The sequence below is a fragment of the Pseudogemmobacter faecipullorum genome, from assembly GCF_020539525.1.
GTDB lineage: Bacteria > Pseudomonadota > Alphaproteobacteria > Rhodobacterales > Rhodobacteraceae > Pseudogemmobacter > Pseudogemmobacter faecipullorum.
In genome coordinates this window covers 15,629-40,213 of the sequence record NZ_JACDXX010000006.1, presented here as the reverse complement: position 1 = coordinate 40,213, position 24,585 = coordinate 15,629, and the positions used below count along the sequence as shown (strand labels likewise).

The 24,585-nt window shown below is 64.0% G+C and carries 23 protein-coding genes; 13 read left to right on the top strand and 10 right to left on the bottom strand.

Annotation, left to right across the window (positions count from 1 at the left end; all coding sequences use genetic code 11):
- Positions 1-15: 15 nt before the first annotated feature.
- A complete protein-coding gene (locus H0485_RS07940; protein WP_226934835.1) occupies positions 16-1,743 on the top strand; it encodes a sensor histidine kinase in 1,728 nt (575 codons plus the stop codon).
- 88 nt (positions 1,744-1,831) lie between these two features.
- Here the strand turns inward: H0485_RS07940 and H0485_RS07935 are convergent, their stop codons facing one another.
- From H0485_RS07935 to H0485_RS07925, 3 genes are read right to left on the bottom strand one after another with little or no spacing between them, the layout of a single operon-like run.
- Positions 1,832-2,713, bottom strand: coding sequence for a hypothetical protein (locus tag H0485_RS07935; protein WP_226934834.1), 882 nt, complete (start codon positions 2,711-2,713; stop codon positions 1,832-1,834).
- A gap of 1 nt (position 2,714) precedes the next feature.
- Positions 2,715-3,182, bottom strand: a complete 468-nt coding sequence (locus tag H0485_RS07930; protein WP_226934833.1) for a phage holin family protein — start codon at positions 3,180-3,182, stop codon at positions 2,715-2,717.
- 14 nt (positions 3,183-3,196) lie between these two features.
- Positions 3,197-3,700 (bottom strand): hypothetical protein, encoded by a 504-nt coding sequence (locus H0485_RS07925; protein WP_226934832.1) that lies wholly within the window; start codon positions 3,698-3,700, stop codon positions 3,197-3,199.
- A gap of 438 nt (positions 3,701-4,138) precedes the next feature.
- On the opposite strand from H0485_RS07925, the gene H0485_RS07920 reads away from it, so the two are divergent.
- A complete protein-coding gene (locus H0485_RS07920) occupies positions 4,139-4,906 on the top strand; it encodes a lytic murein transglycosylase (RefSeq protein ID WP_226934998.1) in 768 nt (255 codons plus the stop codon).
- A 57-nt stretch (positions 4,907-4,963) separates the two neighbouring features.
- On the opposite strand, the gene H0485_RS07915 is transcribed toward H0485_RS07920, so the two are convergent.
- The 4 genes from H0485_RS07915 to H0485_RS07900 form a co-directional block, all read right to left on the bottom strand.
- Positions 4,964-6,736 carry a DUF4153 domain-containing protein gene (locus tag H0485_RS07915; RefSeq protein ID WP_226934831.1) on the bottom strand — a complete coding sequence of 591 codons (1,773 nt, stop codon included), beginning with the start codon at positions 6,734-6,736 and terminating at the stop codon, positions 4,964-4,966.
- Positions 6,737-6,849: 113 nt separating this feature from the next.
- Positions 6,850-7,278 (bottom strand): VOC family protein, encoded by a 429-nt coding sequence (locus H0485_RS07910; RefSeq protein WP_226934830.1) that lies wholly within the window; start codon positions 7,276-7,278, stop codon positions 6,850-6,852.
- A gap of 128 nt (positions 7,279-7,406) precedes the next feature.
- On the bottom strand, positions 7,407-8,852 hold the full coding sequence (locus tag H0485_RS07905) for a porin family protein (RefSeq protein ID WP_226934829.1): 1,446 nt from the start codon (positions 8,850-8,852) through the stop codon (positions 7,407-7,409).
- A gap of 12 nt (positions 8,853-8,864) precedes the next feature.
- Complete coding sequence (locus H0485_RS07900) at positions 8,865-9,863, bottom strand: hypothetical protein (protein WP_226934828.1); 999 nt, start codon at positions 9,861-9,863, stop codon at positions 8,865-8,867.
- A gap of 320 nt (positions 9,864-10,183) precedes the next feature.
- Between H0485_RS07900 and H0485_RS07895 the strand changes: the two genes are divergently transcribed.
- The 5 genes from H0485_RS07895 (at position 10,184) to H0485_RS07875 (ending at position 13,731) form a co-directional block, all read left to right on the top strand.
- On the top strand, positions 10,184-11,005 hold the full coding sequence (locus tag H0485_RS07895; RefSeq protein WP_226934827.1) for a thymidylate synthase: 822 nt from the start codon (positions 10,184-10,186) through the stop codon (positions 11,003-11,005).
- 2 nt (positions 11,006-11,007) lie between these two features.
- Positions 11,008-11,484: a dihydrofolate reductase gene (locus H0485_RS07890; RefSeq protein ID WP_226934826.1), complete on the top strand. Its 477-nt coding sequence runs from the start codon at positions 11,008-11,010 to the stop codon at positions 11,482-11,484.
- Between the two features lie 158 nt (positions 11,485-11,642).
- Positions 11,643-12,026 (top strand): hypothetical protein, encoded by a 384-nt coding sequence (locus tag H0485_RS07885; protein ID WP_226934825.1) that lies wholly within the window; start codon positions 11,643-11,645, stop codon positions 12,024-12,026.
- A 4-nt stretch (positions 12,027-12,030) separates the two neighbouring features.
- A complete protein-coding gene (locus H0485_RS07880; protein ID WP_226934824.1) occupies positions 12,031-12,363 on the top strand; it encodes an arsenate reductase family protein in 333 nt (110 codons plus the stop codon).
- Between the two features lie 309 nt (positions 12,364-12,672).
- Entirely contained in the window at positions 12,673-13,731 is a 1,059-nt protein-coding gene (locus H0485_RS07875; RefSeq protein WP_226934823.1) for a GGDEF domain-containing protein, read from the top strand.
- Between the two features lie 229 nt (positions 13,732-13,960).
- On the opposite strand, the gene H0485_RS07870 is transcribed toward H0485_RS07875, so the two are convergent.
- Both H0485_RS07870 and thrS read right to left on the bottom strand, forming a co-directional pair.
- Positions 13,961-14,167 carry a cold-shock protein gene (locus H0485_RS07870; protein ID WP_226934822.1) on the bottom strand — a complete coding sequence of 69 codons (207 nt, stop codon included), beginning with the start codon at positions 14,165-14,167 and terminating at the stop codon, positions 13,961-13,963.
- Positions 14,168-14,446: 279 nt separating this feature from the next.
- Positions 14,447-16,393: a threonine--tRNA ligase gene (gene thrS, locus H0485_RS07865; RefSeq protein WP_226934821.1), complete on the bottom strand. Its 1,947-nt coding sequence runs from the start codon at positions 16,391-16,393 to the stop codon at positions 14,447-14,449.
- 439 nt (positions 16,394-16,832) lie between these two features.
- On the opposite strand from thrS, the gene H0485_RS07860 reads away from it, so the two are divergent.
- Together H0485_RS07860 and H0485_RS07855 are read left to right on the top strand one after the other, a co-directional pair.
- Positions 16,833-17,597, top strand: coding sequence for an alpha/beta hydrolase (locus H0485_RS07860; RefSeq protein ID WP_226934820.1), 765 nt, complete (start codon positions 16,833-16,835; stop codon positions 17,595-17,597).
- Positions 17,597-18,565: an alpha/beta hydrolase gene (locus H0485_RS07855; RefSeq protein WP_226934819.1), complete on the top strand. Its 969-nt coding sequence runs from the start codon at positions 17,597-17,599 to the stop codon at positions 18,563-18,565. The genes H0485_RS07860 and H0485_RS07855 overlap by 1 nt, the downstream gene beginning before the upstream one ends.
- A 38-nt stretch (positions 18,566-18,603) precedes the next feature.
- On the opposite strand, the gene phaZ is transcribed toward H0485_RS07855, so the two are convergent.
- A complete protein-coding gene (gene phaZ, locus H0485_RS07850) occupies positions 18,604-19,911 on the bottom strand; it encodes a polyhydroxyalkanoate depolymerase (RefSeq protein ID WP_226934818.1) in 1,308 nt (435 codons plus the stop codon).
- 144 nt (positions 19,912-20,055) lie between these two features.
- On the opposite strand from phaZ, the gene phaC reads away from it, so the two are divergent.
- The 4 genes from phaC to H0485_RS07830 all read left to right on the top strand — a co-directional run bounded on the left by phaC (position 20,056) and on the right by H0485_RS07830 (position 24,568).
- Positions 20,056-21,864: a class I poly(R)-hydroxyalkanoic acid synthase gene (phaC, locus tag H0485_RS07845; RefSeq protein ID WP_226934817.1), complete on the top strand. Its 1,809-nt coding sequence runs from the start codon at positions 20,056-20,058 to the stop codon at positions 21,862-21,864.
- A gap of 515 nt (positions 21,865-22,379) precedes the next feature.
- A complete protein-coding gene (locus H0485_RS07840) occupies positions 22,380-22,829 on the top strand; it encodes a Phasin (protein WP_226934816.1) in 450 nt (149 codons plus the stop codon).
- Between the two features lie 192 nt (positions 22,830-23,021).
- Positions 23,022-23,585 carry a polyhydroxyalkanoate synthesis repressor PhaR gene (gene phaR / locus H0485_RS07835; protein ID WP_226934815.1) on the top strand — a complete coding sequence of 188 codons (564 nt, stop codon included), beginning with the start codon at positions 23,022-23,024 and terminating at the stop codon, positions 23,583-23,585.
- 11 nt (positions 23,586-23,596) lie between these two features.
- Complete coding sequence (locus H0485_RS07830; RefSeq protein ID WP_226934814.1) at positions 23,597-24,568, top strand: LysR family transcriptional regulator; 972 nt, start codon at positions 23,597-23,599, stop codon at positions 24,566-24,568.
- Positions 24,569-24,585 lie beyond the last annotated feature (17 nt).

The window sequence follows — 24,585 nt, the reverse complement described above, 5'->3', positions numbered from 1 at the left end:
CGACTTGTCGCCACCATGCTGGTGGCGCTGGTGCCGCTCGGCCTGGTCTCTCTGGCGCATGTCCGCCAGTCGCAGCAGAATGCCGATGACACCCTGCTGGCGGCCTCGGTCGGCTGGACGCTGCAACAGGGGCTCTATGATCTGCGCATGATGCGCGCGGCGCAGAATACCGGCGAGCTGCTGGCCACAAGCCTTGGCAATGATCCCGATAACTGTGCGGCACTGGTCGGGAACTGGGTGCGCACCGATGTGCGCATTGATCATGCCGGCATGGTCAATGCAGAGGGGCGGATGCTGTGCAGCTCTGACGGAAGACTGCGCGATTTCAGCAATGACCCGCGTCTGGCTGGTTTACTTGAGGCGCGGCGCAGGGTGCTGTTTCGCGACACCTCCTGGGCGCCGGGCGGGCGCAACGGCATCTCGCTTGCCGCGCCTGTCATCGGCCAGGATGGGAAATATCTCGGCTTTTCGCTGGTCTTTCTGCCAGACCGGCTGCTGCGCGGCACGGCAGGCCGCCATCCTGGCCAGACCAGCCCTGAACAGCCGCCGCAAACGCCCCTCGCCCTCGCCGCGGTCGCGAATGACAGCGAAATGCTCTATGTCGTCCCCGATTCCCATGAGACGCGCCGCCTGCTCAGCCGCGCCATGCTGGGCACGATGGAACCGGGGCTGCGCGAGGCGCATAGTTTCATCGCCCGCGATGCCGATGGGATCGAGCGGATCTTTGCCGTGGTGCCCTCAGCCGAGGATCTCAGCCTGATCGGGGTCTGGCCGCTGCCGCGCGGCAACAGCACTTTCCAGCGCTATATCCTGCCCTATCTGTCGCCGGCGCTGATGTGGCTGACCGGCCTGGCGGTGACGCTGATCGGCACCGAGCGGCTGGTGACGCGCCATATCAGCCGTCTGTCGAATGGTATGCGGAATTTTGCGCTCGGCGACCGCAAACATCCCGAGATCCTGCTGGATAATCCCTCATACGAACTGGCCGATCTGGCCGACAGCTATGCCATGCTGACCAATACCATCATGCGCGATGAGGCCGAGCTGGAGAATCTGCTGCATAAAAACTCTGAGCTGCTGCGTGAGGTGCACCACCGCACCGGCAACAGCCTGCAGCTGATCGCCTCTATCCTGCGCATGCACCGGCGCGAGGCCGAGGACAGCGGCATCCGGGTGGTGCTCGATGATCTGCACAACCGGGTCATGTCTTTGTCCTCGGTGCATCTCGGGCTCTACCGGATGGCCGGTGGCCAGGCGATTGCCATGGATCAGCTAATGGCGGATGTGATCGCGCGGGTTGATCTGCTGCAGGGCCGCTCGGGCCGGCGCGGTGGCATTATGACCGATCTTGAGCCGCTGCATCTGACCTCGCGCCAGGCGGTGCCGCTGGCGCTTTTGCTGGCCGAGATCCTGTCCTGTTTCCCGCCCGCCGAGAGCAATGGCCAGCCGGTGCGGATCCGGCTGCACAGCGGCATGGCCCACGACAGCGCCAATACTGCGCCGGGACGGACCGCCTGGCTGGAAGTGTCCGGCTCGGTCACCGCGATCGGGCGTCTGACCGGCGATCATTCCGGCGCGCCCGCGGTGATCGGGGCGCGGCTGATCCGCGGTTTCGTCACCCAGCTGCCGGGGGAAATGGCGATCAGTGAAGAGGGCGAAAGGGTGCGCGCGGTGATCCGTTTCGACGTCCAGGAAGAGCCAACCAGGACCGAGCCTGCGGAAGAACCCGCTCTCACCGGCTGAGATTTCCGATTATTCCTTTGATATAACAGTAAAAAGCCGGGCAGCTCCGCCCGGCTTTTTATGCTTTACCCCGGCCCCGGGCCGCGGTTCAGGCGCGGTCCTCTTCCTCGCGCGGCCGGGCTTTCTGGTTTTCCTCCAGCGCGGCAAAAGCCGCATTCAGGCTGCGGCTCAGCTCTCCCGCCATCCGGGTCAGCCGGTCCGCCTCGCCGGCGAAACCGGCACGGGCCGCGTTCAGCGCCTGCAGCGCCTCAGCCGCCGCATCGGCCCTGTTCTCAGCCGGGCGCGCATTGCTGCCCTGGCGCGTGAGATAAGCGCTCAGCCCTGCCCCGGCCAGTGCCATCAGCGTACCCTTGCCCAGAAGCCCCGCCAGCGGTCCGGATTTTCCGCTATGGCGATCCCAGGCCTCCTGGCGCGCGGCATAGGCGGCGGCGCGGGTTTTCGGCTCCAGCCCGTCAAGGCCAAGCCCCATCAGCCGGCGCAGCTCCTGGCGCATACCCTCTGCAACATCGGCCCGGCTGTCCTCTGCCTCGCGTGGCGAAAGCGCGCCTTCGGCCTCGGCGGCATCGATGCGCTGGCTCAGCTTTTCGGCCCGCGCGGCCAGCGCATCCGCCCCGGCCAGCCATTCCGGCAGCGGCGCGGCATTGCGCGCCTGCATCGCCTTCAGCCCCGCCCAGGCCAGCACCGCAAGGCCACCGCCCGCAACCACCGCCGCCACCGGATTGGCCTTTGCTGCCGCCCCGGCGCTCTGCGCCAGTTTCAGCGCGCCCTCTCCGGCACCCCCCGCCAGCCTGGCTGCGGTTTTGCCGCCGGCCTCACGCACGCTTGCCCAGAGATCTGCCCCCGCCTCGCCCGCGCTGCGCTTTGGCATCAGCCGTTCGTGCAGCTCGCTGAAAGCGCGGGAAATATCGTCGCGGTCCTGCTGCAGCCTTGCGGCGATTGCCTCAGGATCCTGATCTGACCGAAACCCCATTCTATTCACTCCTGTCACGGGCCCTGGCGCGCAGATGCCGCGCCAGACCAGCATCGCCCGGGGAAAGTCCAAGCCGGCGCGGCGCCATGATCCTCGCCAGGCGCAGCTTTCGTGCCCCCAGCCAGATCAGGAGCAGCGCCAGCAGTAAAAGGCCGCCACCAAGGCTGAGCGCCGCCATGCCAGGGCTCAGCCCCAGCCAGACCAGCCCGGCGCGGGCTGCCACCAGCAGCTCAGCTGCCGCAAACAGCATCAGAACCAGCGCCACTGCGATCAGGCCAAGCCCGAGGGCCGCCGCGCGCAAAGCAAAGCGCGCCTCAAGCTTTGCAAGGCTCAGCTCATCGCGCAGCAGGCGCAAAAGACCCGAGGCCAACTCGCTGATCAGCCCGATCAGCCCCGGCGCAGCGCGGCTGTCCGCCGGGCGCTCAGGCCCCTGCGCCTCCTCATGCGGATCGTTTGTCTGCGGATCCATCTGTGGCGCGGGGCTCACCCCCGACGCCCGCCGCGACCGCCGAGCAGACGCGCGACAAAGAAGCCCGCCGCCGCCGCTCCGGCGACAAAGAGGCCGGGATTGCGCTGCACTTTCACCCGCAGATCCGAGGCGATCTCGCTGACCTGACTGCCGCGCAGCCGGTCCGAGGCAAGGGCGAGCCGGTCACTGACCCCTTCGACGCCCCCGGCCATCCGTGCCGGCAGCTCGCCTGCGGTTTCCCGCGCCCGGTCAGCCACCCGCGACAGCCGCTCAGAAATCCGCTCTCCGACATCGGCGAGCGCATCACGCGCGCGATCCACATGCGTTTCCGTCTGGTCCCCGGCATCCGCCAGCTTTACCGCAGCTTTATCGGCAACAGTGACGGCACGGCGGCGCGCAACCCTGGTCTTGGCCTTTGCCTCATCCTGCAGGGTTTCAACCGCCTGATCGATTTTTTCTGCCACCGGCTCAGCCTTGCGCGCGGCACGTCTCACGGTTTTCTTTGCAGGTTCAGCCATCGCTCACTCTCCATCCGCAATTTCCCGGCGCTGCGGCGGCTCTCCCGCGCCACCCTGCCAGCCTGACGGAGTAATTTCCGCTCCGGGCTGATCGCAGTGCAGCGCAGGATTCAGGTTCAGGTCCGCGCCGCGAAACGCGCCTAATGCCTAGTTAACGTGCCCCTGGCCGGGACGGTTCCCTTTCCAGGGCAAAAGCCGGCAAAATAAGCGAAACCACCAGCCAGTGCCGCGCCGGTTTCCGGCTGGCCCGCAGGGATATGGCAGTGGGCTGACTGTGGTCTGGCGGTGGTCTGGCGGTGGTCTGGCGGTGTTGTGAAGGCCTGGTACGGTTAAACGCTTGATTGACGTCCCGGCTCCATTAGAATTGCCAGGGTCTTATTCAGCAGGTGGAATGTGCGACTTAATTCGTTTTATGCCGGTTTCGCGGCCCTCCCGGTGATGCTGCTGGCGCTCTCGGCCCCGGCGCTTGCGGCCTTCTGCTCGGATACCGGCGGGCGCTATGAGGAATGGAAGCCGCAGATGGCCGAAGAGGCGCGCGCCGCCGGGATCGGCCCGGCAGGGATCAAGGCGCTGATGGGCACCTCTTATTCCAAAGCCACGATCTCGGCTGACCGCAATCAAAAGAGCTTTAAATACACGCTGGATAAATTCCTGCAGGTGCGCGGCGCCGATACGATCGTGAAACAGGGCCGCGCGCGCAAGGCCAAGAATGCCGGTTTCTACCAGGCGATCGAGCAGCAATATGGCGTGCCGGCCGGGGTCTTGCTGGCGATCCATGGCATGGAAACCGCTTTTGGCAATTATATGGGCGATACCAATGTGGTCTCGGCCATTGCGACTTTGTCCTATGACTGCCGCCGCTCGGAATTCTTCACCCCGCATATGCTGGCGGCGCTGGCGCTGATCGACCGTGGCTCGATCAGCACCCAGAGCATCGGCGCCAAACATGGCGAGCTGGGCCATACCCAGTTCCTGCCCGGCAATGCTTTGCGCTACGGTGTGGATGGCAATGGCGATGGCCGTATCGATCTGAACAATATGACCGATGCGCTGGCCTCGACCGCGAATTTCCTGCGCCAGAAAGGCTGGCAGCCCGGCCTCGGCTATCAGGAGGGCGAGCCGAATTTCGCGGTGATCAAAGAGTGGAATGCGGCAACGGTCTATCAGCAGGCCATCGCGCTGATGGGCCGGCGTATTGACGGCTGAGCCTGGCCCGCGCGCTTTCAGTCAAAAGCCCCGCTGATGCGGGGCTTTTTTTTCAGATCAGGGCAGGAAGATCAGCGCCGCATCCCCGGTGCCGATCTGATTGAGCCGGGCCGGGGTCAAGGGCGGCGGCGCCTCCTGCCAGGCGTCAAGCTGCGCGCGCAGCCAGGCCTGGTCATAGCTGCGGCCCTGAAGGGCGCTATAGGGATTGAGCCAGCGCAGCCCGCCCGCCTCATCCGTGGCAAGGCCGCGCAGCTCAGCCCAGCCGCTTTCATCGGCCAGCAGCAGCACCGCCTCTTCGCCCGGTTCTTCAGGCAAAAGATCAGCGATCACCATCACACAGCCTTTTTTGCCGCTTTCGAGCAAGGTCTGGCAGGAGCTGCGGATCCGGCTCAGCTCAGAGGCCGGCAGCTGCTGCAGCCAGTTGCTGCGGCCGCCGGTGGCCGAGGCCGGGCTGACCGGCAGCAGCGCCTCCACCTCGGCAAGCAGCACCGCAGGGTCTTCCCCGGCCGCAGCCTCCGGCTCAGCCTGCGGGTCATACCAGGACTGGCCGCTGCGGATCACCGCCAGCGCCGCCTGCAGCTGCTCCTTGCCGCCGGACTGCGCTTCGGCCTCAAGCGCCACCAGCGCCGTTTCACCTGCGCGGCCAAGGCGGCGGAAATCACGTTCGAAATAGCTGCCCGGCCCGGCCTCCCCCGAGCGCAGCCGTGCCGCCATGCTCTGGGCTGACAGGGCCTCGGCATTGAGCAAAGGCGAGAGCCAGAGCGCCGCCGCACCGATCACCGCCAGCGCCAGCCAGGGATTGGCAGCGCGGATCTGCGCCGCCCATTGCGCGCCACGCGCCAGCGCGGCGGCATAGGCAAGGCCATAGGCCAGCGCCAGAATGGCCAGCACCAGCACCAGAAGCCGGTTCGGCGACAGGCCATAGGCCTGTAGCCGGATCGCCACCGCCCAGAGCGCCATCCCGGCCAGCACCGGCAAAAGCAAAGCCATGGCCCGCGCCGACCACAGGATCAGCGGATTGCGCGCCGCCTCGGCCTCGCTTTCATCCAGCGCCGCCGCGATCAGCGTGATCCCCGCCGCCGCCATGGCGAGCAGGGTCAGCGCCGGCGACAGGCCGGCAAAGCCGTCGCCAAAGCCGCGCAGCAGCGCCGCCAGCGCGAAAACCGCCGATACCAGCGCCACCACCGGCAGCAAAAGCCGCAGCAGATGATGCACAAGGCGTGGTGAAAGATGATCGGAAATCTCGCTGACCACCGCCACCGCCAGGCCAAAGGCCGCGCCCGAGACCACCACCGGCATGGCGCCGCTGAACAGGATATCCTCAAGGAAGCCGAGGCCGACCATATTGAACAGCGAGACCGAGACCCAGATCACCATCCAGGTGATCCAGGTGAAACACAGAGCAATCGCCGCCTGGACGACAATGGCCCAGGAAATGCTGAACAGGGCCGGATAATTGCGCCAGCTGCCCGTAACCCCCTCAGCGATCAGGAAAGGCACCGGCAGCAGCGCCAGCACAATCAGCGCCAGCGCCGGGCCAGGCCCCTCAAACAGTCCGTCAATGCCATTCCAGCGCAGCGAGACCAGCAGCCCCAGCCCCGCCACCAGCAGCCCCAAAGGCAAAGCCCGGATCAGCGCGCGCTTCACCCCCAGCCCGCCTGCCATGGCGAAAAAGCCCGCCGAAAACACGCAGAGCAGCAGGCCAAAAAACAACAGGCTGCGCTCGCCGAAAGTCTCCTTTTCCACCGCTTCGGCCAGCAGCCAGAGTGCATAGCCTGCCGCCGCGCCGAACACGACATAGAACAGGCGTTTGCCCAGAGTTTCATGCATTAAATCTGCTCCGTTCTCATCGGGATGCACCGGGCCAGGGCCAGGTCTGGCCCGGCCTGAAACTGACCCGGGCTGAAACTGGCCCGGGCTCGGGCTATGGGCCGGGGCCTGGCTTACCAGTGTCCGGTATTGGGCATCGAGGCCCAGGGCTCGGCCGGGGCCAAAGCCCCGCCCTTTTGCAGCAGCTCGACCGAGACATTATCGGGGCTGCGCACGAAAGCCATATAGCCATCGCGCGGCGGGCGGCTGATCAGCACGCCATTGGCCTGCAGATGGGCGCAGGTGGCGTAGATATCATCGACCTCATAGGCGAGATGGCCGAAATGGCGGCTGTCCGAGGGCAGGCCCTCATCGCCATCCCAGTTCCAGGTCAGCTCGACCGGGCAGTCGGGCTGGCCGGGAGGGGCCATGAACACAAGGCTGAAACGCCCGGTCTCGCTGTCTTTGCGCCGGATCTCTTCCAGGCCGAGCAGCCGGTAGAAAGCCATGCTCTTTTCCAGATCAAGAACCCGGACCATGGTGTGCAGATAGCGGATCGTCATCGCGAAAACCTCCTGTGCTGGCCAAGGCCTAGCACGGGGGCAGCCGTCTGGACAGAGCAGGCCTGGTCGGGAACCCCTGCCCCGCCGGCTTGTTGCAGGCTCGCTGCAGGCCTGGCGCGGCGCGGCGGTCAGAAGGCCGAGCGGAAGCCGAGCTCCAGCCCAAAGCTTTGCGATTCATAGAGTTTGGCATTCGATCTGGCCCGGCTGGCCGAAAGGTTCAGCAAGGGGGAAAACCCCATCCAGCTGATTTTTTGCAGCTCAAGCGTCACATCAAGGCTGGCGCGCAGATCCTGGCGCCCGCCATCGGGGCGCCAGGGGCTGTCGGGGTAATCACGCCCCTCCAGCCCGGCCCAGGCCTCAAGCCCCAGCCCCGCCACCGGCCTCGCCCTGCGCCAGCCAAGGCGCAGAGAGGCGGCGTCATAGCGGATGCCGGGGCTGTCGCTCGCGACATCGCGCAGGCCCAGAACCAGCGTCACCACATCGCCACCGGCGAGGCCGCGCTGCATCCCGGCCGAGAGCGCCAGCGTATCGGCCGAGCTGATCTCACTGTCGAGGCGGCGCTGATGGTCAAAGCTCAGGCTGGCAAAGCCCAGCAGATGCGGCGCGAAACGGCGCTCGGCCGCCGCGCTCAGCCGCAGAATATTGGCCAGCGAGACGCCGCCCGACCAGTCATGCAGCCCGGCAAGGCCGAAGGTGAAAGTGGTTTTGCTCTCGGCCGGGCGCCAGCGCCGGCTCAGCCCCAGCTCGAGGCGGGCCTGATCAAAGGCCGAGCCCTTCAGCCCCGGCACCGCCGCTTTCGCCTCGGAAGAAAGCGCCACCTTTGTCTGGTCAAAGCGCAGGTGGAAAGCGGTCATCGTGGTTGCGGTCGGGCGCAGCCGCCAGGTCAGTTCCAGCCCGGCGCTGGCCTCATAGCCTGACAAAGCGCGCTGCGCCGGATAGACCGGCAGTTCGATATCGCCGAACAGATCGCTTGGCAGGATGAAACTGCGCGCGCTCGAGCCGTCATTGACGTTTGAACTGGGGCGGGCCGATACTTTCAGCTGCCATATCAGCGGGTTGCGTGATCGCAGACTGCTGAAAGCCGTGGCGACGGCGGCCTTTTGCTGATCACTCTGCGCCGCCTGGGCGGCCCGGCGCAGCCAGAACTGGCCGCGCTGCAGATAGCCATCCGCCGCCAGAGACTGCGCCACCATCATCGCCGCGCCATATTTCGGCCCCGGCGCATCGGCAAGCCGCCAGACCGCGCGCGCATCAATCCTGGCCCGGCGCTCGTCACCGCCAAGCGCTGCGGCCTGGGCGCGCAGCATCAGCGCGGCACTGTCCTGCGGATCGCGGGCGAGAAGCGCATCGGCCAGACGGCGCGCGCCGATAAGATCTCCGGCCTGAAGCAAAGCCAGGCCAAAACCGCGCAGCTGCTCCGGGCTGGCAGAGCCTGGCTCAGGCGTCAGGGGCTGCGGCTCGGCCAGGGCCGGATGCACGCCGGGGAGCAGCCCGGACATAAGCGTAAGTACAAGCAGCCCCGCCAGCCCGAAACGGCGGCAGGGCTGGCGGGAGGGGCGCAGGCTCCATGGCATAGTCGTCAGGCCTCAGTTCCGCGTCAGCACAAAGCCCCCGGTTTCGCGCACAGTGACACCCGTGGTCCGTCCATCCGGGGTGGGCGTCAGCGCGATAATGCCCACAACCTCGGTGGCCCCGGCCCCGCCCAGAACGGCATAATAATTGCCTGCAGCCGTGCTATCGACAACCACCCGGCCTGCCATCTCGCCACTGGAATCGGTGACATTCGGGCCGATGGCAAAGCTGATCACCGGCAGAGCTGCGGGTGAGCCCGGCAGCGCCCCCGCCACCACGGCGGTGATATCGGCACCGTTGATATCATAGACCCGGCGATTGCTGATCACGGCATTGACGCCATGGCCGTCATTGAAATCGTCGAAATCGATCGCCATCCTCATATCACCGCGGGTGAATTCCAGCCCCGGGGCACCCGGCCCGCTGAAATCGCGCAACCCGGCATATTCCCCGGTGAAATTGCCCTGACCGCGCTTGCCCGCGCCATCGGCCGGCGGAAGCGAAAAGCCGCCGGCGCGTTCATAAACGAAGCCGCCAAAGCCGTAATCCACATAGGCGCCCGTCCGCACGATGGCGAAATAAGAGCCGGAAGCCGCTTTGCCATAAACCGCCCGATGGGTCAGCTGCGGGATCGGGCTGCCGGTGGTCGGATCATAGGCCAGCGCATCGCTGGCATAGGCGCTGATCTCTGAGCCGAGGTTCACCGAGCGGTCGCGCCGGTACACATTGCCGCCATCAAAAGCCAGGCCCTCGACGGTGAAAGTATCCGCAACCGCGTTATAGCTGACATCACTGACATAGCCATTACCGGTGCCGCTGGCCCGCGCCTCACGGCGCCGGATCGGCGCCCCGGCACCCGGTGTGGCTGTTCCCGGCAGGCCGGTAATCCCGGAAGTGACATCACCGCCCGGCTCGGGGATCGGCCCAGGCGTCGGCTCGCGAAACGGATTGCCGCCGCCGCAGGCTGTCAGGGTGATAACAAGGGCAGCTGAAATAAAGACTGGTCGAAACAAAGGCGGGTCTCCCCCAAAAAATTCCCGCCAAGGTTGCAAGCCAGAAGCCTGATCGTCAAAGATTTTTTCCTGCAGCGCCCCGATAATCGGGCCCTGTGTCGGCCCCGCATCAGAGCACCCTGCGGCTTTTCTGACCGGCGCACTTTCCTGATCGCCAGCCCGCGCGCACGCGCCGCCGGTTATTCCCGGCGGGGTCTGTTTTTGTCAGATCTGCGCGCTCTGCTCCCTCTGCCCTGCCCGCTGCTCTCGCGCCGTCAGCCTTGGATTCGGCGGCGTATCGCGATACCAGAACAGCAACAGCGAAGCAGGAGCCGGGATCGATGAAGCAATACCATGAGGCGCTGAACATGGTTCTTGAGAACGGCTCGGTCAGCACCGACCGCACCGGCACCGGCACGATCTCTTATTTCGGCCTCCAGTCCCGTTATCCGCTGAGCGAAGGCTTCCCGCTGCTCACCACCAAAAAGCTGCATATCCGGTCCATCATCCACGAACTGCTCTGGTTCCTCAGCGGCGATACCAATATCCGCTATCTGAAAGAGAATGGCGTCAGCATCTGGGATGAATGGGCCGATGAGAAGGGCGATCTGGGCCCGGTCTATGGCAAGCAATGGCGGGCTTTTTCGCCGCCCGCCGAGGCCGGTGCAGATGCCGCCGGGCCGCGTTTTTCGGTTGATCAGATCACCAGGCTGATTGAGGATATCAAATCCCGGCCCGACAGCCGCCGCCTGATCGTCTCGGCCTGGAATCCGCTGGAGATCGACAATATGGCGCTGCCGCCCTGCCATACGATGTGGCAGGTCAGGATCCTTGACGGCAAGCTGCATCTGCAGCTCTATCAGCGCTCGGCCGATATGTTCCTCGGCGTGCCGTTCAACATCGCCTCCTATGCTTTGCTGCTGGTGATGCTGGCGCATGTGACGGGCTATGAGCCGGGGGATTTCGTCCATTCCATCGGCGATGCCCATATTTATTCGAATCACCAGGAGCAGGTCGCGGAACTGCTGCGCCGCAGCCCGCGCGCCCTGCCGCAGCTCCGGATCAACCGCCAGGTCAGCTCGATATTCGACTTTAAATTCGAGGATTTTGAGGTGATCGGCTATGATCCCTATCCTGCCATCAAAGCCCCGGTCGCGGTGTAATCATGCTGACAATCATCGTTGCCCGCGCGCAGAACGGGGCCATCGGCAAAGACAATACCATCCCCTGGTTCGCGCCTGAGGATCTGGCGCTGTTCAAACGCGAGACCCTGGGCGGCGCGATCATCATGGGGCGCAACACCTGGGACAGCCTGCCGAAAAAACCGCTGCCTTCGCGCGAGAATATCGTCGTCTCCTCAAAAATGAGCGGCGATTTCGTCGTGCCTTCGCTTGAGGCTGCCCTGCAGCGCGCGCGTGATCTGGGCATTCCCAGAGCCTATGCCATTGGCGGCGCCTCGATCTATCGCGAGGCGCTGCGGATCGCGGATCGGATGCTGATCACCGAGGTCGCCATGCCGGTTGCCGATGCCGATACCTTCTTCCCGGAATTTGACGCAAGGGACTGGCAGCTGAAAGACAGTTTCCCGCTGCGCGCCGAGGCCCCCTCCTGCCTGGCGCGGGAATATATCCGGCGGGTATAGGAAAAGCTCTGAGCGCAGGCTGGGGCAGACGATCCGCTCCGGGCGCCCCCCCCCCCCGCATCCTGGCCCACCGTATCCTGGCCCTCTGCCCCCGGCGAGAGGCTTGCAGGCTGCGCCGCATCGGCTAGGCTGATGCGGCAATCGCCGGAGATCTGCCCATGCTGCGCCGCGCCGCCCGTCTGACCGCCTCCAGTCTGTTCGCCGCTGGCCTGACCAGCCTCAGCCTCGCCCTCCCGGCCCCGGTTCAGGCGCAGATCCTCTATGAGGATTTCGCGCCAAAGGGCGAAGTGGCTGAGGTGAAAGGCCCCTGGGCGCGCTATCAGACCCATGTGCTGAAATTGGGCAAAAACAGATATGCAGTTCTGTTCCGCCCCGGATTTATTCATGCGAAAACCGCGCTGAATGCCATCTCGCCTTTATGCGCGGCACAGGATATGCATGCTGTCCTGACCAATAAGATCGCCCCGGTTGTACTGGTGCTTGCCAATGGCGAGGATGCGGTGCAGCAGGGCTATCATGTAGACTGTGTGGCAAAAGAGTAAACTCATGATCCTCTATGGAATTCCGACCTGTGACAGCTGCAGGCGCGCGCTGAAGGAGCTGCGCGACGCTGAGCGCGAGGTCACCTTCCGCGACATCCGCGCCGAACCGCTGAGCGAAGCAGAGATTGCCGAGATCCTCCAGGAATTTGGCGAGCGGGCGATCAATAAGCAGTCCACCAGCTACCGCGCCTTCTCAGATTTCCTTAAAGCCTCGGATCCCGAGGCGCAGATCGCGGCCCAGCCCACGGTGATGAAACGTCCTGTGATCCGCTCCTCTGCCGGCTGGAGCCTTGGCTGGGATGAGGCGGCCAAAAACCTGCAGCTCGGCGCAGACTGAGCGGCAGACTTAGCCGCAGCCAGCCAGAGCTGCCCGGATCCGCTCTGGCTGATCCGGGCAGCACCATTCACCCTGTGTTAACCATCCTGTGGCAGATTACGTGCTGTTCACTGGCCTTTCAGCGCCGGAACAGGGCAATTTTCTCCGCCCGGAGCGCTTCGTTAACCTTAATGTCGTTTTTATACCGAAAGCCCGCCGCGCTGCCGCCCGCAGGGAGCCATAGATTCGCCTCTTTGCCGGGTGATGACAGGGCAACGCTTTCTTTACTCGTTTGGGCAAAAGTCGGGCCAATTTAATCAAGGTGCAGAAATGTCGAGCGATCTTATGCTTGCCGCATTACACAGCGTTGGCCTGGTTGCGATCTGCACTCTGGCCTATGGCAGCATTCAGCGCCTGCTGGCTGCCGCAGTGCTGCGCCGCATGGCCATCGGCATGTTGCTGGGCCTCGCCTCGGTCGCGGTGATGTTCCAGCCCTTCATGCAGATTGAGGGCTATCAGATTGACAGCCGAAACCTGTTTCTCGCCCTTGCCACGGCTTTTGGCGGGCTGAGCTCGACGCTGGTGGCGGTTGGCATTGCCGCCAGCGGACGGCTGATGATCAGCGGAACGGAAACGCTGCCGGGCCTGCTGAGCATGGTGCTGGTCTGCCTGCTGGCGGCAAGCTGGGCCAGGCGGACCCGCGGCCAGAACCGCCGCAGCTGGCATGCCTGGCTGGCGCTTGGCGCCATTGTCAGCGCGCCGCTGCTGATCGGTATGCTGCTGACCGGGCTGATCACCTTCGAAGTGGCCGCAGCGCGGCTGGGCGTCGATCTGATCACCGCCTTCGTCTTTGGCAAGATGTTTGAAACCGAGCAGCGCCGGGCGCAGCGCGAGCGGCAGCTGAACCGCGCCGCCTCGACCGATCCGCTGACCGGCCTGCCCAACCGGCGCGCGCTGATGGATTTTGTGAACAGCATTGATGACGAGCGCCGCAAGAGCATGGCACTGCTGATCATTGACGCCGATCACTTTAAGAATATCAATGACATCCACGGCCATGCCGTCGGCGATCAGGTTCTGCAGGCCATTGCCGAGACCCTGAATTCGGTGATCCGGGAAGGCGATATTGCAGCCCGGTTTGGCGGCGAGGAATTTGCGGTGATGCTGCAGGTGGCGCAGCAGGCCGATGGCTTTGCCGTGGCGGACCGGCTGCGCCATGCGCTGTCGCAGCACCATATGATCGGCGGCAAGAACCTGAAAGTGACTGTCAGCGTCGGCGGCACCCGGATCCCGGCCGATACTTTTGATTTCGCTGCCGCCTATGCCAGGGCCGATGCCGCCCTGTACTCGGCCAAGCGCCTCGGCCGTGACCGCGCGGTTTTCGCCTGATCCCGGGCAGCGCGGGCGGGGCGCGCGCGCGCGCCCCGGAACCCTCTGCCACGCCCCCCGGCCTTTCGGCCCGGGCCCGCGGCGCGCACAGGTTTCCCGGCCCGCTCTCTCCCGCTGCTGCCCGCCGCAGACAGAAGCCCGCCACAAACAGAAATGGCGCGCCCCTTCTGCCGCAGGGACACGCCAGTTTTATACCATGTCCCGCTGCCGCCGGGACGATTACCCTGCCTCAGAGCAGTGTGAGGTCCGAAGCCGAGGAACGGCCATCGCGGCCAGATTGCAACTCGTAACCGATTTTCTGATTGTCATTCAGGCCTTTGAAGCCTGCGCGCTCGACTGCGGAGATATGTACGAACACATCCTTGCCGCCATCATCCGGGGCGATAAAGCCGTAGCCCTTAGTCGCGTTGAACCATTTTACGGTGCCAGTTGGCATTCCCGTCTCTCCCTTCGAAATCTCCCGGCGCGACATTGCAACCGGGCGTAGCCGCCAGGTCTTCCGGGCCTTTCGTCAGAGAGGAAGGCTTTGCAGAAAGTCTGTCGTCACACGAGAGCAGGATGCCACGGCCCCGATGGAAATCAAGAAAGATGGCGCCGCACGCGCAGCTTATCGCCAGAATTTCGCGGGAATCTCAGGAAATCCCCGCGAAATAAGTGAAAAAACACCTAAAAACTAAACCTGTCGGTAAATTTTAACGCCGACAGCACCACTGGCTCAGCTCAGAGCCGGGGGCAGTGAATCACAGGCGAGGCTCTGCAGCACCGCCGCAAAAGTCATGGATTCCGTTCGGGTTTCCCCCAGACGGCGAACCGAAACCGTGCGCTCCTCAACCTCTTTCATGCCGATGGCGAGGATGACCGGAACCTTACCAACCGAATGCTCGCGCACTTTATAGTTGATTTTCTCATTGCGCGTATCAGCCTCGGCACGAACCCCGGCCTTCTTCAGCGCCTCGACCACCTCAAGCACATAGGCATCGGCATCCGAGACGATCGAGGCCACCACAACCTGGCGCGGCGCCAGCCAGAACGGCAGCTTGCCGGCGTAGTTTTCGATCAGAATGCCGATGAAACGCTCGAACGAGCCAAGGATGGCACGGTGCAGCATGACCGGGCGGTGTTTGGCCCCGTCTTCGCCGACAAATTCCGCATCCAGACGGTCGGGCAGGTTAAAGTCGCACTGGAAAGTGCCGCATTGCCATTCCCGGCCAATGGCATCGGTCAGTTTGAAATCGAGCTTCGGGCCGTAGAAAGCCCCATCGCCCGGATTGACCTCATAGGGCAGACCCAGACCTTCGATGGCCTTTTCCAGCGCGCTTTCTGCCTTATCCCAGACCGCATCCGAGCCCACCCGGACATCGGGGCGGGTCGAGAGTTTGATGTCAAACTTCTCAAATCCCAGATCTTTATAGACCGAGGACAGCAGCGCGATGAAGCCAGCGCATTCGCTCTCGATCTGATCCTCGGTGCAGAAGATATGCGCATCATCCTGGGTAAAGCCCCGGACCCGCATCAGACCATGCATCGAGCCCGAGCTTTCATAGCGGTGGCACGAGCCGAATTCAGCCAGACGAAGCGGCAGATCGCGGTAGCTCTTCAGCCCCTGATTATAGATCTGAACATGGCAGGGGCAGTTCATTGGCTTCAGCGCATTGATACGCTTTTCCTTCGCCCCCTCTTCATCCACTTCCACGAGGAACATATTCTCGCGGTAGGCCTCCCAATGGCCCGACTTTTCCCAAAGGATCCGGTCCACCACCTGGGGGGTGCGGATCTCTTTATAGCCGGCAGCGCTCAGGCGGGTGCGCATGAAATCCTCGAGCCCGCGCCAGATCTGCCAGCCATTCGGATGCCAGAACACCATGCCAGGCGCTTCTTCCTGGATATGGAACAGATCCATCTCGCGGCCGAGCTTGCGGTGGTCGCGTTTCGCGGCCTCTTCCAGCATGGTCAGATGGGCCCTGAGGTCTTCGCGGTTGCGGAAAGCCACGCCATAGATGCGCTGCAGCATCGGCCGCGAGGCATCGCCCAGCCAGTAGGCGCCCGCAACATGGGTCAGTTTGAAGGCATCGGCCGGCACCTGGCCGGTATGCTGCAGATGCGGGCCACGGCACAGATCCTGCCAGTCGCCATGCCAGTACATGCGAATGTCTTCATTGCCGGGAATGCGGTCGAGCAGCTCAACCTTAAAGGGTTCGCCGCGCTCTTCGTAATATTTGCGGGCGCGCTCGCGCTCCCAGAGCTCGGTCTTCACCGGCTCGCGCGCGTTGATGATCTGTTTCATCTTCGCTTCGATCGCGCCGAGATCCTCAGGCGTGAAAGGCTCCTGGCGGTCAAAATCATAGAACCAGCCCTGATCGCGCACCGGGCCGATGGTCACTTTCACATCCGGCCACAGCTCCTGCACGGCGCGGGCCATGATATGGGCGAGGTCATGGCGGATCAGCTCAAGCGCAGGTTCGGCATCTTTCATCGTATTGATGGAAAGCTGCGCATCCTCATGGATCGGCCAGGCCAGATCCCAGTGCCTGCCGTTCAGCTGTGCGGAGATTGCGGCCTTGGCCAGCGAGGGGGCGATGGAGGCCGCCACTTCAGCAGGGGTTACCCCGGCATCGTAATTGCGGATATTGCCATCGGGAAAAGTCAGCGAAATCTGGGGCATCGGCCTTAGATCCTCGTCAGTTTGGCGCCCACGGAACGCCCGGTTGCGGGTTATATATGCCCCGCGTCTTGGAACCTTTTCAGCCCGAAGTCAATCAGGGCGAGAGCGAAGCGCCTTCGCGCCGCCAGCGCTCCCTCCTTCGGTTTCGCCCCCTTATTGCCCGGGCGACAGGACCTAGTCCCGGCCCTGCGGGGATCAGCGCGCCCCGGCCCGCGCCGGCCGATCATACCCCTGTCCGGGCCCGCCCCCTGCCCATGCTTTCCTCGCCCCCGCCTGCCCCGCGCCCCGCCTGCCTCGCCCCGGGCCACCCTGGGGAAGGGCTGCGGCGCGCTATGGCTCACGCGACTGTTTACGCCCCGGGGCTGCGGCTGACTGGCGGCGCGGGCCGCTCTCTGCTAGCCTCGCGGCTGCGCATCAGACGCCCGAAAAGGAGAAGCAGTTGCCCGACTTTCTGACCTCGCCCGAGAACCGCCGTCTTGCCTACAACCGCAGCAGGGGAAGCGATAAAGCTTTGCCCGGTGTGGTTTTCCTCGGTGGTTTCAAATCCGATATGGAGGGCTCAAAAGCCCTGTTCCTGCAGGACTGGGCTGAAAAGCAGGGCCGCGCTTTCCTGCGCTTTGATTATTCGGGCCATGGCTCCTCCTCGGGCGACTTTGAGGCGGGCTGCATCGGCGACTGGGCCGCAGATGCCCGCGCGGTGATCCGGGCCGAAACCGAGGGGCCGCAGATCCTGGTCGGCTCGTCGATGGGCGGCTGGATCTCGCTGTTGCTGGCGCGCGATGCCGGGCTGGAGGTAGCGGGGCTGATCGGCATTGCCGCGGCCCCCGATTTCACCGTGCAGGCCTGGAATGACGAGCTGAGCGAGGCACAGCGCGCCATCGTCATGGCCGAGGACCGGATCGAGATCCCCTCGGATTATGCCGACCAGCCCTATATTTTCACCCGCCGTCTGTTTGAGGATGGCGCAGCGCAGCAGGTGCTGAACCAGCCCCTGGCCCTGCCCTTCCCGGTGCGGCTGCTGCAGGGCACGGCCGATACCGATGTTCTGCCGGAAGTGGCGCTGAAACTGCTCGATCATATCGACAGCCCCGATCTGCGCCTGACCCTGGTCAAAGGTGCCGATCACCGCTTTTCGACGCCCGACTGCCTCGCGATGATTGCCGCCGCGATTGACGATATCACCCGGCGGGGTCGTAACGGCTGATGCGGCGGGCTCTGATCCTGATCGCCGGTCTGGTCACCGGCCTGGCAGCGTTGTGGCTTCTCGCCCCGCGTGAGGGCATGGGCACGCGCGGCACTTTCGATGCTTCGGTGCTGGGCGATGATCCCGAAATCTGGCTGGGTGTGGGCGAGCAGCGCTTTTCCGATATCCGGCCCGGGGCGGCGAAACGCATCCTCTGGGCGGGTGAGAAAGGTGTGAAAACACCGCTGGCCATCGTCTATGTGCATGGCTTTGCGGCATCAGCCGAAGAGATCCGCCCGGTGCCCGATGAGGTGGCACGCGCGCTTGGGGCCAATCTGTTCTACACCCGGCTCTCAGGCCAGGGCCGCGCGCCCGAGGCCATGGCCGGGGTCGAGGCCGGGGAATGGCTGGGCGATATGGCCGAAGCCATGGCCATCGGCCGGCGGCTCGGGCAAAGGGTGATTGTGATCGGCACTTCGATGGGCGGCGCGCTCAGCGCCCTGGCCGCCACCGATCCCGATCTGTCGCAGGATCTGGCCGGGGTGGTGCTGATTTCGCCCGCCTTTGATCTGCATGCGCCGGTCTCGACGCTGATGAATGCGCCCTTCCCGCGGCTCTGGGCCGGGCTGGTCTTCGGGCGCGAGCGCAGCATTGCGCCGCTGAACAGCGATCATGCCCGCTACTGGGCCACCAGCTGGCCAACGGCGGCGCTTTTCCCGCTGGGGGCGCTGATGCGCGAGGCCAGGGCGCAGGATTACAGCAAGGCGATGATGCCGCTGCTGGTGTTTTATTCACTGCAGGATGCGGTGATTGACCCGGATGCCATCTCGCCGGTGGTCACTGCCTGGGGCGGCTCGGTGCAGATTGACGAGCGGCAGATGCAGGCCGGGGATGATCCCTTTGCCCATGTGATTGCCGGCGATATCCTCTCGCCCGGCCAGACCGAGGCGGTAACCGCCACCATCATCACCTGGGCGCGCGGCTTGTAAAAACGGCGGGGGGATCCTCCCCTCACCGCCGCAGGTTTTCAGGCGCTGGCAAGCCGGATCGGCGTGACGGTCTTCGCCCGGATGCGCCGTGCTTTCTCAGGGCTCACTTCCGCCGCACCCGCATTGGCATCGATGAAATCGAGCACCAGCGGGCGGATGTTCAGCCGCCAGGATTTGCCGGCGAAAATGCCGTAATGCCCGGCACCCGGCTCCAGATGGCGGGCCTTTTTGCTTTCGGGCAGACCAGTCAGCAGATCCAGCGCCGCAAGGCACTGACCGGGGGCGGAAATATCATCCTTCTCGCCCTCAACAATCTTCACCGCGACCGAGGTGATAGCGCCGATATCCACCCTCTCCCCGCGCAGGGTAAAGACATTGCGGGCAATCTCGCGGTTCTTGAAAATCCGCTCGACCGTCGAGAGGTAGAATTCGGCGGTCATATCCATCACCGCCAGATATTCATCATAAAAGCGGTTATGGCCGTCATGATCCGAGGCCTCACCCCGCGCCTCGCGCATGATCTGATCGCTGAAGGCCCTGGCATGGCGTTCGGCATTCATCGAAATGAAGCCTGCCAGCTGCAACAGCCCCGGATAGACCTGCCGCCCCGCGCCTTTATATTTAAAGCCGACGCGCTGGATCATGGTCTGCTCGAGCTGGCCCATCGAAACCCGGCGGCCAAAATCCGTTACTTCGGTCGCGGCGGCATCGGGATCAACCGGCCCGCCCATCAGCGTCAGCGAGCGTGGCTGGGCCGCAGGATCCTGTTTGGCCAGCCAGGCGGTGGCAGCCAGCACCAGCGGCACCGGCTGGCAGATCGCGATCACATGGGTATCGGGGCCAAGCTCTTTCAGGAAATCGGCGATATAGAGGGTGTAATCCTCGATATCGAACCGCCCCTCCGAAACCGGAATATCACGGGCATTATGCCAGTCGGTCACCCAGAGATCGGCATCGGGCAAAAGCGACTGCACGGTCGAGCGCAGCAAAGTCGCATAATGGCCCGACATCGGCGCCACCAGCAGGATACGCCGCGCCATCGGCTCGCGCCGGCGCACGAAGAACTGCACCAGATCGCCGAAGGGGCGCCGGATCACGATTTTTTCGTCAACCAGGTGATCCTGGCCATCGGGGCCAACGATCGAGCGGATGCCCCAGTCCGGTTTCGCCGCCATACGCTCGAATGAGCGCTCGGTGACCTTGCCCCAGGCCGCCATCACCGGCAGAAACGGGTTCATCGAGAGCGCAAAGACCGGATAGCTGGCAAACGCCTGAGCCGAAGCACCGAACCACTCATTCGTGTTACGAATGCTTTCCATAAGATCATAGGTGGCCATATACTTCATGACGTCTCCAAATCTCCGGGGATGGTCCCGGGCCCATCGCTTGCCTTGGCCAGGAACCGGAGGACTGCAGGGCAAGGTCCGGAGGGCAGTGCAGATCTGGCGACGCAATGCTGCATAGCAGCAAGTTAGGGGGGAATTTTTGGTATGACAACTGCCGGCAAAGAAGAAGTCCCGGAGAATGTCGCGCGAGCAGAACGGTTGAATGCCAATTTATCCCGTATGGAGGCGCTGACGCGCCGGCTGACAGCCGCCATGGCGCAGCGCCGCACGCATGACCCGGCGCTGGATGGCCCGGCGAGCGATATCTATCTCAAAGCCGCCACCGCCTGGCTGGCCGGGATGATGCGCGATCCGGGGCGGATGCTGGAGCAGCAGGTGGCCCATTGGGGCAAGGCCCTGCGCCACCAGATCGATGCGGGCCAGGCCATGGCCAGCGGTGAATTTCGCGCCCCCGCAGATCCGGGGCCGAGCGACCGGCGGTTCAGCAATCCGCTCTGGGACAGCCATCCCTGGTTCAACTATCTCAAACAGCAATATCAGCTGAACGCCGGTGCGGCGGAACTGGCGGTCGACGAGATGGAGGATCTCACGCCCGAAGACCGCAAGCGGGTCAGTTATTTTACCAGACAGATCATTGATATGATGGCCCCGACCAATTTTCTGCTCACCAATCCCGATGCTCTGGAGCGCGCCATTGCCACCGATGGCGAAAGCCTGGTGCGCGGGCTGGAGAATATGGTCCGCGATATGGAGGCCAATAACGGCGAGCTGATGGTGACGCTTGCCGATAAAGAGGCCTTCGCCGCTGGCGTAAACCTCGCCACCACCCCCGGCGATGTGGTCTATCGCAACCGGCTGTTCGAGCTGATCCAGTACCGGCCGACAACCGCGAAAGTGCATAAGGCTCCGCTGCTGATCTTCCCGCCCTGGATCAATAAATTCTACATCCTTGATATGAAGGCGCAGAATTCGCTGATCGCTTGGATGGTCGGCCAGGGCTTCAGCGTCTTTGTCGTCTCCTGGGTCAATCCGGATGCGGCTTACGCCGATGTCAGCCTCGATGATTACATCCGCGACGGTTTTATCCGCGCCATTGCCGAGGTGCGCCGCATCACCGGCGAGAAGCAGATCAATGCCACCGGCTATTGCATCGCCGGAACGACTCTGGGCCTGACCCTGGCGCATCTGCACAAGGCCGGCGATAAATCGGTGAAAAGCGCGACCTTCTTCACCACCCTGACCGATTTCTCGGATCCCGGTGAGGTGGGGGTCTTCCTCGATAATGATTTCGTCGACGGCATCGAGCGTCAGAGCGCCCAGGACGGCATTCTGTCGAGCCTGTTCATGCAGCGCACCTTCAGCTTTTTGCGCTCGAATGATCTGATCTACGCCCCGGCAATCCGCAGCTATATGCTGGGCGAGGCGCCGCCAGCTTTTGATCTGCTCTACTGGAACGGCGATGCCACCAATCTGCCGGCCAAAATGGCGATCCGCTATCTGCGCGGGCTGTGCCAGCAGAATGGCTTTGCCGAGGGCAGTTTCGAGGTTCTGGGCGAGAAGGTCAGCCTGAAAGACATCACCCTGCCGCTGTTTGCCGTGGCCTGTGAGACCGATCACATCGCCCATTGGAAGGGCAGCTTTAACGGCATCAAGCAGATGGGCGCGAAGGACAAGACCTTCATCCTCTCCGAATCCGGCCATATTGCCGGGATCATCAACCCGCCCTCGAAAGGCAAATACGGGCACTGGAGCAGCACAGCCGCGCTCGGGGGCGAGCCTGCGGTCTGGATCGCCGGGGCCGAGAAGACCAAAGGCAGCTGGTGGCCGCGCTGGTCGGACTGGCTGCAAAGCCGCTCGGGCGGGGAGGTCCCCGCGCCCGAGGCCCCCGGCGGGCCGGAGAACCCGGTGCTGGCGGCGGCACCCGGCACCTATGTGCTGAACCAGCGCGGCTGAGCCGGGCATTTACGCGGCGGCGGGGCCTTACCCCTGTCGCCGCGCAGATCCGGCCCGGAATGCGGCAGCTGCAATATCGGTTTCAGCCCTGACCGCTGCCCTGTTGATTCGCAGGCGCGGGCGGGATCTGCGGAAATCTGAGCTGTCGCCCGAAACAATCCGGGGTTGTTTTCACGCTGCGCCAGGCAATGCTGCAGAATTCTGCGCCAGATCCTGCGCTTTCTGCCAGGGCGAGCCGCCGGGGAGAAGGCTACCTCGCCGAAGCCGGGTTGAAAAACCCGAAACGAAATCCGCCGCTTAGCCCGGGGGCCTCCGGACGGGCCTTCCGGCCCGGTCACGCCAGACCGCCGCCCGTCCCGGCCAGGCGCCTCCGGAATTGCTGCATTGCAGAATAATCATTGAATTGCTGCACTGCAGCATGTATATAGGTCAACAGAATAAGGGCCCTGCCCCGGACGGATCCGCGTCCATGGACAGTCTTCATCCCCTCCCGGCCCAGAGACAGGAGACTTCAGATGACCAAGACCCCGGATTTCGCCAAACTGTTCCAGGAAGCGCTGACCTCGTTCCCGGTTGATGCCTCGGCCTTCCAGAATGCCTTTAAATCCCAGGCCGCTTTCGGCGAGAAATTCTCGAAAGTCGCCCTCGAAGCAGCTGAGAAATCGACCGAAATCTCGGCAGCCTGGGCCAAGGCCACCCTCACCCGCCTTGGCGATATCGCCAGCGCCAAGGCCGAGCCGGCTGATTACCCGAAAGCGCTGAGCGATTTCGCCTCGAAAGCCGCTGAACTGGCGGCTGAAAATATGGCCGCTTTCGCTGAAGTCGCGAAAAAAGTGCAGGCTGAAACCGTTGAGCTGATGCTGGCCGCCGGTAAGGAAGCCTCGGATGATGCAACCGCTGCGGTGAAGAAAGCCGCTTCTGAGGTGCAGGGCGCCGCGAAAAAAGCTGCTGCGGCTGCGAAATAAGCCAAATGCCGGAAAACCCCTGCGGCGCTGCCTTTCTGCGTGCAGAAGGCCGCCCGGGACGCATCATCAGGGGCGGGCTCAGATGAGCCCGCCCTTGCTTTTTGGCACGCGCCGCTCTTAAGCTTCTCTGCAGGCGCAAAGACGAGCGGTCCGCTCCCCTGCCGCGCCGCAATGCCAGCGAGAGGGGCCTCCATGTCCGATACCGACAAGCCGTTGCTGATCAAGCGATATGCCAGCCGTCGCCTCTATAATACCGAGACTTCGGACTATGTGACGCTGGAGGATATCGCCGGCTTCATCCGCAAGGGCCGTGAAGTGCAGATCGTCGATCTGAAAAGCGGCGATGACCTCACCCGGCAATATCTGCTGCAGATCGTCGCCGAACATGAGGCCAAGGGCCAGAATGTGCTGCCGGTGAATGTGCTGACCGATCTGGTGCGTAGCTATGCTACCGGCATGCAGGCGGTGATGCCGCAATTCCTCGCCAGCTCTTTCGATATGCTGCGCGAGAGCCAGTCGAAAATGGTTGAGAACCTTGCGGTTTTCCCAAATCCGATGGTCACGATGCCCGGCTTTGACGCTTTGCGCAAACAGCAGGAAGCTTTCCTTAAAACCATGATGGGCGGCTGGCCTGCGGGTACCGGCCCCGAAGCCGAACCCGCTGAGAGCAGCGCCGCCACCTCGGCCAAAGGCGAGGATATTGCCGATATCCGCAAGCAACTGGCCGAGCTGCAGGCAAAGCTCTCCAAGCTCTGAGCTCCCTTTCTATGTCTGCCACACTGACCGCAGCTGAAGGGCGCGTGACGCTCTGGGGGATTGAGGTTTTTCTCGCCACGGCTGAGGAAGGCGCGATTTCCGCCGCCGCGCGCCGCCTCGGCGTCAGCCCCTCGGCGGTCAGCCAGCAGCTGACCGGGCTGGAGGCGGCGCTTGGCACGGTGCTGCTCGACCGCTCGGCCCGGCCGGTGCGGATGACGCCCGCGGGCACGATGTTTCGCCGCCATGCCTGGACCATGCTCAATGCCGCCCAGGAGGCGCGGGCCGAACTGGCGCGGGCCGATCTGGCCGGGCTGACCACTTTGCGCCTTGGCATGATCGAGGATTTTGAGGGCGATGTGACGCCGCGCCTGTTGTCACGTCTGGCCAGAGATCTGCCGGGCTGCCGCTTTCTGCTCGAGACCGGCCCCTCGCACCGGCTTTTGGAAAAGCTCGATGCAAGGGCGCTCGATCTGGTGGTGGCCGCTGACCTGCCTTACGGCGAACGCGGCGCCGAAGAGCCTCTGACTGAGGAGCGCGAGACCCATGCGCTGCTGCGCGAGCCCTTCCTCGCCATCCAGCCAAAGGGCGGCGGCGCCGGTCTGCCGCTGATCCAGTATTCGACCCGCCATCTGATGGGCCGCCAGATTGCCGCGCATCTTTTGCGTGAGGGCCAGCGTCCGGCGGCGCGGTTTGAGCTCGACAGCTATCACGCCATCCTCGCCATGGTGGCCGCCGGTGAGGGCCAGGCCATATTGCCGCCCCTTGCCTTGCATCAGGCCCGCCGCTTCCGCGATGTGATTGAGGTGCTGCCCCTGCCCTATACGCCTTTGTCGCGCAGCCTGTCGCTGCAGGCGCGGGCCGGGGTGCTGCGCGATATTCCGGCGCTGATCGCAGAGCAGCTGCGCGGGCTGATCAGCGAGATTGTGGTCGAGCCTGCGCTGCAGGATCTGCCCTGGCTGAAGGGTCAGCTGAGCCTGCTGTAATGCAAAAGGCGCGCCCC